The organism is Stenotrophomonas nitritireducens, assembly GCF_001431425.1.
Classification (GTDB): Bacteria; Pseudomonadota; Gammaproteobacteria; order Xanthomonadales; family Xanthomonadaceae; genus Stenotrophomonas; species Stenotrophomonas nitritireducens.
In genome coordinates, this window is the sequence record NZ_LDJG01000013.1 from 1 (window position 1) to 12,066 (window position 12,066).

The 12,066-nt window shown below is 68.0% G+C and carries 9 protein-coding genes, 3 tRNA genes and 1 pseudogene; 4 read left to right on the forward strand and 9 right to left on the reverse strand.

Going from position 1 to position 12,066, the window contains the following annotated elements:
• Both emrA and ABB22_RS08965 read left to right on the forward strand, forming a co-directional pair.
• A pseudogene (emrA, locus tag ABB22_RS08960) lies at positions 1-582 on the forward strand (multidrug efflux MFS transporter periplasmic adaptor subunit EmrA); the annotation flags it as partial.
• 11 nt (positions 583-593) lie between these two features.
• The gene (locus ABB22_RS08965; RefSeq protein ID WP_055764546.1) at positions 594-2,156 is read left to right on the forward strand and encodes a DHA2 family efflux MFS transporter permease subunit; all 1,563 of its coding nucleotides are present in this window, start codon (positions 594-596) and stop codon (positions 2,154-2,156) included.
• Between the two features lie 295 nt (positions 2,157-2,451).
• Here the strand turns inward: ABB22_RS08965 and ABB22_RS08970 are convergent.
• From ABB22_RS08970 to ABB22_RS08980, 3 genes are all read right to left on the reverse strand, one after another.
• Positions 2,452-2,536: transfer RNA gene (locus ABB22_RS08970), tRNA-Leu, on the reverse strand.
• Between the two features lie 233 nt (positions 2,537-2,769).
• Positions 2,770-2,854 (reverse strand) — tRNA-Leu (locus ABB22_RS08975).
• 211 nt (positions 2,855-3,065) lie between these two features.
• Positions 3,066-3,150: transfer RNA gene (locus ABB22_RS08980), tRNA-Leu, on the reverse strand.
• A 115-nt stretch (positions 3,151-3,265) separates the two neighbouring features.
• Between ABB22_RS08980 and rnr the strand changes: the two genes are divergently transcribed.
• Positions 3,266-5,722, forward strand: coding sequence for a ribonuclease R (gene rnr, locus ABB22_RS08985; RefSeq protein ID WP_055764548.1), 2,457 nt, complete (start codon positions 3,266-3,268; stop codon positions 5,720-5,722).
• A gap of 63 nt (positions 5,723-5,785) precedes the next feature.
• Here the strand turns inward: rnr and ABB22_RS08990 are convergent, their stop codons facing one another.
• Positions 5,786-6,283: an RcnB family protein gene (locus ABB22_RS08990; RefSeq protein ID WP_055764550.1), complete on the reverse strand. Its 498-nt coding sequence runs from the start codon at positions 6,281-6,283 to the stop codon at positions 5,786-5,788.
• A gap of 220 nt (positions 6,284-6,503) precedes the next feature.
• On the opposite strand from ABB22_RS08990, the gene rlmB reads away from it, so the two are divergent.
• The gene (rlmB, locus tag ABB22_RS08995; protein ID WP_055764552.1) at positions 6,504-7,250 is read left to right on the forward strand and encodes a 23S rRNA (guanosine(2251)-2'-O)-methyltransferase RlmB; all 747 of its coding nucleotides are present in this window, start codon (positions 6,504-6,506) and stop codon (positions 7,248-7,250) included.
• Between the two features lie 60 nt (positions 7,251-7,310).
• On the opposite strand, the gene phoU is transcribed toward rlmB, so the two are convergent.
• The 5 genes from phoU to pstS form a co-directional block, all read right to left on the reverse strand.
• Positions 7,311-8,021, reverse strand: a complete 711-nt coding sequence (phoU, locus tag ABB22_RS09000; RefSeq protein ID WP_055764554.1) for a phosphate signaling complex protein PhoU — start codon at positions 8,019-8,021, stop codon at positions 7,311-7,313.
• Positions 8,022-8,188: 167 nt separating this feature from the next.
• Positions 8,189-9,019 carry a phosphate ABC transporter ATP-binding protein PstB gene (gene pstB, locus ABB22_RS09005; protein WP_055765360.1) on the reverse strand — a complete coding sequence of 277 codons (831 nt, stop codon included), beginning with the start codon at positions 9,017-9,019 and terminating at the stop codon, positions 8,189-8,191.
• Between the two features lie 34 nt (positions 9,020-9,053).
• A complete protein-coding gene (gene pstA, locus ABB22_RS09010) occupies positions 9,054-9,914 on the reverse strand; it encodes a phosphate ABC transporter permease PstA (RefSeq protein ID WP_055764556.1) in 861 nt (286 codons plus the stop codon).
• A complete protein-coding gene (pstC, locus tag ABB22_RS09015; RefSeq protein ID WP_055764558.1) occupies positions 9,914-10,882 on the reverse strand; it encodes a phosphate ABC transporter permease subunit PstC in 969 nt (322 codons plus the stop codon). The genes pstA and pstC overlap by 1 nt, the downstream gene beginning before the upstream one ends.
• An 89-nt stretch (positions 10,883-10,971) precedes the next feature.
• A complete protein-coding gene (pstS, locus tag ABB22_RS09020; protein WP_055764560.1) occupies positions 10,972-12,060 on the reverse strand; it encodes a phosphate ABC transporter substrate-binding protein PstS in 1,089 nt (362 codons plus the stop codon).
• Positions 12,061-12,066: the final 6 nt, after the last annotated feature.

Sequence of the window (12,066 nt, forward strand, 5' to 3'; positions counted from 1 at the left end):
GCGCAGCTGCGCCAGGCGTGGCTCAACAATGCCCGCGCCGGCATCGTCGCGCCGGTCGCAGGTTTCGTCGCGCGCCGCTCGGTGCAGGTCGGCCAGCGCGTGCAGCCGGGCAATGCCCTGATGGCCGTGGTGCCCGCCGAGCAGATGTGGGTGGAAGCCAACTTCAAGGAAACCCAGCTGCGCCACATGCGCCTGGGCCAGGAAGTGGAGCTGCGCTCGGACCTGTACGGCGGCGAGGTGAAATACAAGGGCCGCATCGCCAGCCTGGGCCTTGGCACCGGTTCGGCGTTCTCGCTGCTGCCGGCGCAGAACGCCAGCGGCAACTGGATCAAGATCGTGCAGCGCGTGCCGGTGCGCATCGCCATCGATGCCAAGCAGCTGGCCGAACACCCGCTGCGCATCGGCCTGTCGATGAAGGCCGAGGTGAGCCTGCGCGACCAGAAGGGCGAAGTGCTGCCGGCCAAGGCGGCCGAAGGCACCGTGTTCGACACCGATGTCTACGCCGCGCAGCTGCATGACGCCGACGAGGCGATCGCGCGGATCATCCACGACAACCTGCCGCGCCCGGCCAAGGCCGGCTGAGGTAGCCCCGCATGTCCGCTCAAGCTCCGGCCACGCCGCAGCCGGCCGCCGGTTTCGCGCCCCCCAGCGTGGCGCTGTGCACCGTCGGCCTGGCGATGGCCTCGTTCATGCAGGTGCTCGACACCACCATCGCCAACGTCTCGCTGCCGACCATCGCCGGCAACCTCGGCGCCAGTTCGCAGCAGGCGACCTGGGTGATAACCTCGTTCGCGGTCAGCACGGCCATCGCGCTGCCGCTGACCGGTTGGCTCAGCCGCCGCTTCGGCGAGCGCAGATTGTTCGTGTGGGCGACACTGGCCTTCGTCGTCACCTCGCTGCTGTGCGGCCTGGCGCAGAGCATGGGCATGCTGGTGCTGTCGCGCGCGCTGCAGGGCTTCGTCGCCGGCCCGATGTACCCGATCACCCAGTCGCTGCTGGTATCGATCTACCCGCGCGAGAAACGCGGGCAGGCGCTGGCGCTGCTGGCCATGATCACCGTGGTCGCGCCGATCTGCGGCCCCATCCTCGGCGGCTGGATCACCGACAACTACAGCTGGGAATGGATCTTCCTGATCAACGTGCCGCTGGGCATCTTCGCCGCGTCGGTGGTCGGCAGCCAGCTCAAGGGCCGGCCCGAGCAGATCGAAAGGCCGAAGATGGATTACGTCGGCCTGATCACGCTGGTGATCGGCGTCGGCGCGCTGCAGTTGGTGCTCGACCTCGGCAACGACGAGGACTGGTTCTCGTCGACGAAGATCGTGGTGCTGTCGTGCGTGGCGGTGGTGGCGCTGGCTGTGTTCCTGATCTGGGAACTGACCGACAAGGATCCCATCGTCGACCTGCGCCTGTTCCGCCACCGCAACTTCCGCGCCGGAACACTTGCGATGGTGGTGGCCTATGCGGCCTTCTTCAGCGTGGCGCTGATGATGCCGCTGTGGCTGCAGCGCGACATGGGCTACACCGCGATCTGGGCAGGCCTGGCCACCGCGCCGATCGGCGTGCTGCCGGTGATCCTTGCGCCGTTCGTCGGCAAATACGCGGCGCGCTACGACATGCGCATGCTGGCCTCCATCGCCTTCGTGTTCCTGTCCTTGACCAGCTTCCTGCGCTCGGGTTTCAACCTGCAGGTGGATTTCCAGCACGTGGCCGGCGTGCAGCTGATCATGGGCGTAGGCGTGGCGCTGTTCTTCATGCCGGTGCTGCAGATCCTGCTGTCGGACCTGGACGGGCGGGAGATCGCCGCCGGCTCCGGCCTGGCGACCTTCCTGCGCACGCTGGGCGGCAGCTTCGCCGCCTCGCTGACCACCTGGCTGTGGGCGCACCGCACCCAGCAGCACCACGCGCAGCTGACCGAACACATCTCGGCCTATACGCCGGGCATGCAGGAACAGGTGATGGCGATGGGGCACGGCGACCTGCAGCACGGGGCGGCGTTGTTGAACAACATGATCGACCACCAGGCCTCGCAGATGGGTTTCAACGACATCTTCTACCTGCTGGGCTGGACCTTCCTGGCGATCATCGCCTTCCTGTGGCTGGCCAAGCCGCCATTCGGAGCCGGCGCCGGCAGCGCGGCCAGCGCAGGCGGCCACTGAGGCACCAAGATCCCCGCCTGCAAGGCGGGGATCTTCGTATGCGCGGAGCGGATGGGGATGGATGGGCGGCCTGATCCGGCTGCTTTCTTGCGGACGACCCGGGACGATGCCCGGCGCAATGGCGACGGCAATGGAAGAATCGTCTGGGACCGTCTTGCCTTTACACGGAGAGAGCCGTGGCCGGCGCTGCTGCGCCTTCCGGAGTCGCTTGCCGATGGCTGGCGGGGGATTCGATCCCGGCCCGGGAGACGGGCATGAAAAAACCCGCTTTCGCGGGTTTGATCTGTTTGAGTCGTGGTGCCCAGGAGAGGACTCGAACCTCCACGGTTTTACCCGCTAGTACCTGAAACTAGTGCGTCTACCAATTCCGCCACCTGGGCGACTCAGGAGAGGAATTGTGCAGGCATGGACGCGGCATGTCAACGTTTCGTACAGGCGATCAGGCGCATGATGCGATCGATGGTCTTGAAGGGGAGGGCCGCGATGCATCGCCTGCGCATGCGGCGGGGGTGCGCCCGTGCATCGCCTTGTTGATGGCTTGCGGGAACTCCGCCGGGCCCTGGAACGCGGGCATGAAAAAACCCGCTTTCGCGGGTTTGATCTGCTTGAGTCATGGTGCCCAGGAGAGGACTCGAACCTCCACGGTTTTACCCGCTAGTACCTGAAACTAGTGCGTCTACCAATTCCGCCACCTGGGCGACTCAGGAGCGGAATTATGCAGGGCGTTTCCGGGAGCGTCAACAACAAAATGCATGCGTGGCGCTCATGACGTGATGGCGCCTCGGGATTGCGCATCCGGCGTTGCCGCCTGCGGCGCATCCCGCTGCCCGGCGATCTGGGTGAGAGCACCGCGTGCTGGATGGCAGGCAATAAAAAACCCGCTTGCGCGGGTTTTTTCGTTCCGAATCATGGTGCCCAGGAGAGGACTCGAACCTCCACGGTTTTACCCGCTAGTACCTGAAACTAGTGCGTCTACCAATTCCGCCACCTGGGCGATTCGGGCCGGCAATTCTGGTGGCGGCCCCGGCGTTTGTCAACGATTTTCCCGGCGCTGGTGGCAGGGAGGCGTACGCGCTGCATGCACGCCGCAGCGGGTACCATGGGGCTCGATGAAAAACAAAAAGACCACCGGAGCCGGCAAGGCTCCCAAGTCCGCCCCCGGCGCAAAGCCGGGCAAGCCCCGCAAGTCCGCCAAGCTGCCGCCCTGGATGCCGGACAGCCTGGCCACTCCCGCCAAGGGCGGCAGGGGCAAACCCAACAAGGACGGCGCGCCACCGAAGAGTTTCGTGCGCGGCCGCTCCCGGCCGGCGCCCGCCGCGGCCTATGACGATCCCTATGCCGCGCGCGAGGCCGAGCGCTATGCGCAGCCCATCGCCAGCCGCGAGGCGATCCTGCAGCTGCTCGACCGCTGCGAGGGGCCGCAGAACGCGGAGGAGATCGGCGCCCGGCTCGGCCTGGTCGAACCCGAGCGCGCCGACGCGCTGGCCAAGCGCCTGGGCGCGATGGTCCGCGACGGCCAGCTGGTGCAGAACCGCCGTGGCGGTTTCGCCCCGGTGCTGGTCACCAACCTGATCCCCGGCGTGGTCATCGCCAACCCGGAAGGCTTCGGCTTCCTGCGCCCCGACGAGGGCGGCGACGACCTGTTCCTGCCGCCATACGAGATGCGCAAGGTCATGCACGGCGACCGCGCGCTGGCCAACGTCACCGGCATCGACCGCCGCGGCCGCCGCGAGGGCAGCATCGCGCGCGTGCTGGAGCGCGGGGTCAACCGCCTGATCGGCCATTTCAGCGTCGAGATGGGCATCAACTACGTCGTGCCCGACGACAAGCGCATCCAGCGCAGCATCCAGATCCCGGCCGACGCCACCGGCGGCGCGAAGGACGGCCAGCTGGTGGTGTGCCAACTGACCCAGGCGCCGGATTCGCGGCGCCCGCCGATCGGCAAGGTCATCGCCGTGCTCGGCGACCGCCTGACCCCGTCGCTGGTGGTGGAAACCGCCATCCACGGCCACGACCTGCCGCATGAGTTCCCGCCGGAAGTGCTGGACGAGGCGACCGCGATCCCGATGACGGTGGAGCCGGCGATGATCGGTACGCGCGTGGACCTGCGCGCATTGCCGCTGGTTACGATCGACGGCGAGGACGCCAAGGATTTCGACGATGCGGTGTTCTGCGAGCCCAACCGCGACGGCTTCCGGCTGGTGGTCGCCATCGCCGACGTCTCGCACTACGTGCGCCCGGGCACGCCGCTGGACGACGAGGCGCAGAAGCGCGCCACTTCGGTGTACTTCCCCGGCTATGTGGTGCCGATGCTGCCGGAGACGCTGTCCAACGGCATCTGCTCGCTGCGGCCGAAGGAAGACCGCATGTGCTTCGCCTGCGACATGCAGGTGGACCGCAAGGGCGAGGTGACGCAGTCGCGCTTCTACGAGGCGGTGATGAGTTCGCATGCGCGCCTGACCTATACGCAGGTATGGAACGCGGTGGGCGAGGACGATGCCGACGCCAAGGCCTTCATCGGCCCGCTGCTGCCGCAGATCCAGAGCCTGCACCAGCTGTACCGCATCCTGGCCAAGGCGCGCGAACGCCGTGGCGCCATCGAGTTCGAGTCCTCGGAAGTGCGCTTCGTGCTGGACAACCGCGGTGAGGTCACCCAGGCCGGCATGCTGGTGCGCAACGACGCGCACAAGCTGATCGAGGAATGCATGATCGCCGCCAACGTGGAGGCGGCGCGTTACCTGCTGGCCACGCATATCCCGGCGCCGTTCCGCGTGCACGAGCGGCCGCCGGAATCCAAGTTCGCCGATCTGCTTGAATTCCTCAAGGAGTTCAAGCTGAGCCTGCCGGCCTGGAGCAAGGTACAGCCGGGCGATTACACGAAGCTGCTGAAGAAGGTGCGCGAGCGCCCGGACGCGGCGCTGCTGGAATCGGTGCTGCTGCGCAGCCAGTCGCTGGCGGTGTATTCGCCGGACAACAACGGCCACTTCGGCCTGGCGCTGGAGGCCTACGCGCACTTCACCTCGCCGATCCGCCGGTACCCGGACCTGCTGGTGCACCGTGCCATCAAGTACGCGCTGACCGGCGGCCCGCGCGAGAAGTACACCTATACGCCGCGCGAGATGGCGGCGCTGGCGCTGCAGTGCTCCGAGCGCGAACGCCGCGCCGACGAGGCCGAGCGCGAGGTGGACGAGCGTTTCCGGGCGGCGTGGATGGAGAAACACGTCGGCGGCCAGTTCGACGGCGTGATCAGCGGCGTGACCAGCTTCGGCCTGTTCGTCGAGCTGGACGAGTCCAAGGTCAACGGACTGGTGCACGTCACCCAGCTGCCGCACGACTATTACCAGTTCGATCCGATGCGCAAGACGCTGACCGGCGACCGCCGCGGCAACCAGTTCCGGCTCGGCGACCGGGTGCGCATCCTGGTGCTCAAGGCCAGCATGGAGGAGCGCAAGATCGACTTCCGCCTGGTCGAGCGGCTCGACGGCGAAGGTGGCGCGGTGGACGAGGACCTGCCGCCATTGCCGCCGCGCGGCAAGCCGGCCAAGCGCGCCAAGCAGAAGTACTGAAGTGAAGAACGGCCGGTGCCTCGCACCGGCCGTTCCCGTTAGGCCCCGGCCCGGGCAGGGCGGTCAGAAGAACAGCCCGTAGACGGTCTGCTCCACGCGCCCGGTGGCCAGGTTCACCAGCAGTGCGTCGTGGCCGTAACGCACCCATTCGTAGCCGACCGGCGGCGTTTCCAGGTCGAACAGCCAGTAATCGGCCAGCCGGTACTCCGGCGCGAAGAACGCCGCCGGCAGCAGGTCGCCGAAGTACCAGGTGCGTTCCACCCAGCCACGCGGCGGCAGGTAGGGGCCGATGACATAGCGGCGGTGGGCGCGGAAATTGTGGTTGAAGTGGCCCGGGTCGATCCGTTCCGGACGGCGGTCCCAGCCCGCGGGCGGGCTGATCGGGTGGTAGGCGCGGGGGCCGTGGAAGGCTTCGGGCGCATGCGCGCGCCCGGCCACCGGCGGGTGCCCGCCGCGCTCGTGTTCGTGTTCCTGGGCGGCGACGGCCGTGGCGGCGGACAGCGTGCCGGCCAGCAGCAGTACGGCCCAGGCCTTTGTCGTGGAGTTCCTGTTGCCGGTCATGATCGTGCTCCTGTTCTGTCGGGGGAGCCGGGCGGCGGTGTCCGTGGACAGGGGCGCCCCAGCGGTTCCGATGATGGGAGCGGTCTTGTTAGGCCCGCCGCAGGGGCGGATTAACGATCGTTAATCCGCGGCCGGCACGGTGAGTCCGTTCAGCCGGTACCGGTGCCGGCGGGGCCGATGCACTACCATTACGCGCCCAACTCCCCCTCGCGCGGTCGCAATGAGCAAGCAGAACCAATGGATCGTCGGCGTCAACGCCGTGGCTTCGTCGATCGAGAAGGACCCGGACAACGTCCGCGAGGTGCTGATCGAGGCCGGCAGCAAGAACGCGCGCCTGGTCGAGATCGAGGAGAACGCGCGGCGCAAGGGCATCGACGTGCGCCGCGTGGGCGCGCAGGCGCTGGGCGGCGTGGCCGGGCAGGTGCGCCACCAGGGCGTGGTCGCGCGCTATGCCGCCGCGAAGCTGTGGGGCGAGAACGAGCTGGAGGGGCTGGTCGAGGCCGCCGGAGGCAAGGCGCTGCTGCTGGTGCTGGACGAGGTGCAGGACCCGCACAACCTTGGCGCCTGCCTGCGCAGCGCCGCCGCCGCCGGCGTCACCGCGGTGGTGATCCCCAAGGACAAGAGCGCGCCGGTCAACGCTACCGTGCGCAAGACCAGCGCCGGCGCGGCCGACCGCATCCCGGTGGTGGCGGTGACCAACCTGGCGCGTTGCCTGAAAGACCTGCAGAAGCAGGGCGTGTGGCTGTACGGGCTGGCCGGCGAGGCGGAGCAGACCATCCACCAGCTGGACCTGCGCGGCAACGTCGCGCTGGTGATGGGCGGCGAGTCCGACGGCCTGCGCCGCCTGACCCGCGAGACCTGCGACGGGCTGGTGCGCATCCCGATGCCGGGCGACGTGGAAAGCCTCAACGTGTCGGTGGCCACCGGCGTGGCGCTGTTCGAGGCGGTGCGGCAGCGGCTGGGGTAAGGCGGGGCGCAACCGATACCGGAAAGAAAAGACGCCGGGCGATGCCCGGCGTCCGCGTTTTCAGGTGTGCTCGACCGTACTGGTCTCGTCGCGCTTCTCGCGCGGCGGCAGCGGCGCGTCGCCATGCACCAGGAACCAGACGTTCTCGGCGATGTTGGTGGCGTGGTCGCCGATGCGCTCCAGGTTCTTGGCCATGAACAGCAGGTGCGTGCACGGGGTGATGTTGCGCGGGTCTTCCATCATGTAGGTGAGCAGCTCGCGGAACAGCGCGGTGTACTGCGCGTCCAGCCGGGCGTCGTCCTGGCGCAGCGCCAGCGCGGCGTCGGTGTCGTTGTCGCGGTAGGCCTCCAGCGCGCGCCGCACCTGCTGCGCGGCGAGCCGGCCGAGGGCGCGCAGGCCCTGGATCTGCGGCATCGGCGGCACCGTGGCCAGGGCGATGGAACGCTTGGCGACGTTGGCGGCGTAATCGCCGATGCGCTCGATGTCGGCCGGGATGCGCAGCCCGGCGAGGATCTCGCGCAGGTCGCGCGCCATCGGGCCGCGCAGCGCCAGGCGCATCACGTCGTGGCTGATCTGCTGTTCCAGCGCGTCGATGGCCTCGTCGTTGGCGATGATGCGGCGCGCGGCGCTCTCGTCGCGGCGCTCGATCACGTCCAGTGCGGCCTCGAGCTGGGCGACGGACATCTCGCCCATGCGCACGATCTCGGCCACCAGGCGGTGCTGTTCTTCGTCGTAGCTTTTCACGATGTGGTCGTTGGGATGGGTGTTCATGGGCGTCTCTGGGCTATGACGGAAGCGGGAGTGCGGAAGGCCGCTTGTTCGAGGGATGGGGCCGTATCGGCAATGGGTTCATTGCGGCCGTGGCGCCGGCATCGTCCGATCGCGGGCGGAACGCACGCTGCGGAGCAGCCGATGGGACATCGGCCAGGCGCGACCCATCACCCGAAGCGGCCGGTGATGTAATCCTCGGTCTGCTGCCTGGACGGGTTGGAGAAGATCACGTCGGTGCGGTCGTGTTCGATCAGGTCGCCCAGGTACATGAAGGCGGTGTAGTCGGACACGCGCGCGGCCTGCTGCATGTTGTGGGTGACGATGGCGATGGTGTAGTCGTTCTTCAGCTCCTCGACCAGCTGCTCGATGCGGCTGGTGGAGATCGGGTCCAGCGCCGAGGTCGGCTCGTCCAGCAGCAGCACGTCGGGCTTGAGCGCCACCGCGCGGGCGATGCACAGGCGCTGCTGCTGGCCGCCGGACAGGCCCAGCGCGCTCTGGCCCAGCTTGTCCTTCACCTCGTCCCACAGCGCGCCCTGGCGCAACGCCTGTTCGACACGGTCGGCCATGTCGGCCTTGGACAGCTTCTCGTGGTGGCGGATGCCGTAGGCGACGTTCTCGAAGATGGTCATCGGGAACGGCACCGGCTTCTGGAACACCATGCCGACCTTGGAACGCAGCCGGTTCATCGGGTACTTCGGCGAGAGGATGTTCTCGCCGTCCAGCAGCACTTCGCCGCGTGCTTCCAGCTTCGGGTACAGCGCATAGATGCGGTTGAAGATGCGCAGCAGGGTCGACTTGCCGCAGCCGGAGGGGCCGATCAGCGCGGTGACGCGCTTTTCGGGGATCTCCAGGTTGATGTTCTTCAGCGCGTGGAACTGGCCGTAGTAGAAATCCAGGCCGCGTGCGGCGAGCTTGACCGGTGCCGGCGTCTGCAGGTCCTGGTGCGCGGTGGGCACGGCGATGCGCTGCATCGGCACGGCGTTGGTGAGGTCGTTCATGGGCAGGTCCATGGAAGGAAGTCGGTCGTCGGGTTCAGTCGTTCGAGATGCGGTTGCGCAGCAGCAGGCCGCGCGCGGAGAGGCTGACCAGCAGCACGAACAGGGTCAGCACCAGGGCGCCGGCCCAGGCCAGCACCTGCCACGATTCGTAGGGGCTGCCGGCGAACTGGTTCATCACCACCGGCACCGAGGCCATCGGCTGGAACACGTTGCTGTTCCAGTACTGGTTGCCGAAGGCGGTGAACAGCAGCGGCGCGGTCTCGCCGGAGATGCGGGCCAGCGCCAGCAGGATGCCGGTGACGATGCCGGCCATGGCGCTGCGGTACAGCACCTGCACGATCACCTTCCACTGCGGCACGCCCAGCGCCAGCGCCGCTTCGCGCATCTGCACCGGCACCAGCCGCAGCATCTCGTCGGTGGTGCGGATCACCACCGGCAGCACGATGAAGGCCAGCGACAGGGCGCCAGCGAACGCGGAGAAGTTGCCGCCGGTCTGCATCACGTACAGGGTGTAGACGAACAGGCCCAGCACGATCGACGGCGCCGACAGCAGGATGTCGTTGACGAAGCGCACCACCGTGCCGGCCTTGCGCGCGTTGCCGTACTCGGCCAGCCAGGTGCCGGCGGCCACGCCCAGCGGCGTGCCGATGGCGATGGCCAGGGCGCACATCACCGCACTGCCGAAGAAGGCGTTGAGCAGGCCGCCTTCCTGCATCGGCGGCGGCGTCATCTTGGTGAAAAGGTCCAGGTTGATGCCCGGCAGGCCCTTGGACAGCAGGGTCCACAGGATCCAGCCCAGGAACAGCAGGCCGAACGCGGCGGTGGCGCAGGCCATCAGCAGCGCCGCGCCGTTGACGAGGCGGCGACGCAGGTACAACGAATCGGCGGCGGACATCAGTTGCCCTCCTTGCGGGACAGGCGCAGCAGCATCAGGCGGGCAATGGCGAGCACCACAAAGGTGACGATGAACAGCACGAAGCCGAGCAGCAGCAGGGCCGAGCGGTAGGTTTCGGTGGCCTCGCCGAAGTCGTTGGCGATCAGCGCGGCGATGGTGGTGCCCGGCTCCAGCAGCGACGGCGTCAGGCGCACGCTGTTGCCGATCACGAAGGCCACCGCCATGGTTTCGCCGAGCGCGCGGCCGAGGCCGAGGAACACGCCGCCGATCACCGCCGAGCGGGTGTAGGGCAGGACGATGTCCCAGCTCACTTCCCACTTGGTCGAACCCAGCGCATAGGCCGATTCCTTCAGGCGGGTCGGCACGGTGAGGAACACCTCGCGCATCACCGAGGAGATGAAGGGAATCACCATGATCGCCAGCACGAAACCGGCGGTGAGCATGCCGATGCCCAGCGGCGGGCCCTGGAACAGCGGGCCGATCAGCGGCAGTTCGCCCAGATAGTCGTTGAGGAACGGGGTGACGTATTCGGTCATCACCGGCACGAGCACGAACAGGCCCCACATGCCGTAGATGATCGAGGGAATGCCGGCCAGCAGTTCGATGGCGGTGCCGACCGGGCCGCGCAGCCAGCGCGGGGCGACCTCGGTCAGGAAGAAGGCGATGCCGAAGCTGACCGGCACGGCGATCACCATCGCGATGAGGGCGGTGACGATGGTGCCGTAGATCGGCGCCAGCGCGCCGAACCGGTTCTCGACCGGATTCCAGTCGGCGGTGTAGAAGAAGCTCAGTCCCTGCTCCTGCAGGGCGTGGCGGCCGCCCCACAGCATCGACAGTGCGGCGCAGGCCAGTGCGGTGAGCACCAGTACGACGGTGACGATCAGGAACCCGCGGAACAGGCGGTCGTTGCGGGCGTCGCGCTGGTCGCGCGAGGCGGGCGGTGCGAGGGACGATGCGGTGGCATTCATGGCAGCGGCATGGCCTGTGGGGGAGGGCGGCGGGAGGCGGTGCGGAGCGCCGCGCCCGGCGGGCGCGGCGTCCTCTCACGGGGTCCCGGTCACTTGAACTCGCTGGCCCAGTAGCCTTCGATCTGTGTCACCAGCTCGGCCGGCAGCGGCACGTAGTGCAGGTCGTTGGCCTGCTGCTGGCCGTTCTCGAACGCCCACTTGAAGAAGGCCAGCGTGTCCTGGTTGCGCTTGGCGTCCTTGGGCTGCTTGTGCATCAACATGAAATTGGTGGCGGTGATCGGCCACGCCTGCTCGCCCGGGGCATTGGTGATGACCAGGTTGAAGTCCTTGGCATTGGTCCAGTCAGCACTGGCGGCCGCGGCGGCGAAGGTCTCGGCGGTGGGCTGCACCCAGTTGCCGGCGGCGTTCTGCATCGACGCGTACGGCATGTTGTTCTGCAGCGCGTAGGCCAGTTCGACGTAGCCGAGCGAACCCTTGATCTGCTGCACGTAGGAGGCGACGCCCTCGTTGCCCTTGCCGCCGACGCCGTCGGGCCACTGCACCGAGGTGCCTTCGCCGACCTTGTCCTTCCATTCGCCGCTGACCTTGGACAGGTAGTTGGAGAAGTTGAAGGTCGTGCCCGAGCCGTCGGAACGGTGCACCAGGGTGATCTTGGTGGCGGGCAGGGCCACGCCCGGATTGGCGGCGGCGATGGCCTTGTCGTTCCAGGTCTTGATCCTGCCCAGGAAGATGTCGGCGAGCAGTGCGCCGCTCAGGCGCAGCTGACCGGGCTGGATGCCTTCCAGGTTCACTACCGGCACCACGCCGCCGATGGCCGACGGGAACTGGCCCAGGCCGGCCTGGGCCAGTTCCTCGGAGGAAAGCGGCTTGTCGGAGGAACCGAAATCGACCGTGCCGGCCTTGATCTGGGCGATGCCGCCGCCCGAGCCGATCGACTGGTAGTTGATCTTGGCGCCGGTGGCGGCGTTGTAGTCGGCCGACCACTTGGAGACCAGCGGGAAAATGAACGAAGCGCCGGCACCGGAGATCTCGGCGGCGACCTTGTCCCCCGCGGCCGGTGCCGAAGCGGGGGCGGCCTCCGGGCTGGAAGCGGCGGAATCGCTCTTGCCGCCGCAGGCCGACAGGCCCAGCGCGATGGCCAGGGAAAGGACGGCAAGGCCGGTCGTGTGCAGTTTCATGCAGGG

Excerpts from the sequence above, each read along its gene's own strand:
- pstA (WP_055764556.1), bottom strand. The coding sequence starts at position 9,914 with ATGTCCGCCGCCGATTCGTTGTACCTGCGTCGCCGCCTCGTCAACGGC.
- ABB22_RS08965 (WP_055764546.1), top strand. The coding sequence starts at position 594 with ATGTCCGCTCAAGCTCCGGCCACGCCGCAGCCGGCCGCCGGTTTCGCG.
- pstB (WP_055765360.1), bottom strand. The coding sequence starts at position 9,019 with ATGAACGACCTCACCAACGCCGTGCCGATGCAGCGCATCGCCGTGCCC.
- pstS (WP_055764560.1), bottom strand. The coding sequence starts at position 12,060 with ATGAAACTGCACACGACCGGCCTTGCCGTCCTTTCCCTGGCCATCGCG.
- rnr (WP_055764548.1), top strand. The coding sequence starts at position 3,266 with ATGAAAAACAAAAAGACCACCGGAGCCGGCAAGGCTCCCAAGTCCGCC.
- ABB22_RS08990 (WP_055764550.1), bottom strand. The coding sequence starts at position 6,283 with ATGACCGGCAACAGGAACTCCACGACAAAGGCCTGGGCCGTACTGCTG.
- phoU (WP_055764554.1), bottom strand. The coding sequence starts at position 8,021 with ATGAACACCCATCCCAACGACCACATCGTGAAAAGCTACGACGAAGAA.
- pstC (WP_055764558.1), bottom strand. The coding sequence starts at position 10,882 with ATGAATGCCACCGCATCGTCCCTCGCACCGCCCGCCTCGCGCGACCAG.
- rlmB (WP_055764552.1), top strand. The coding sequence starts at position 6,504 with ATGAGCAAGCAGAACCAATGGATCGTCGGCGTCAACGCCGTGGCTTCG.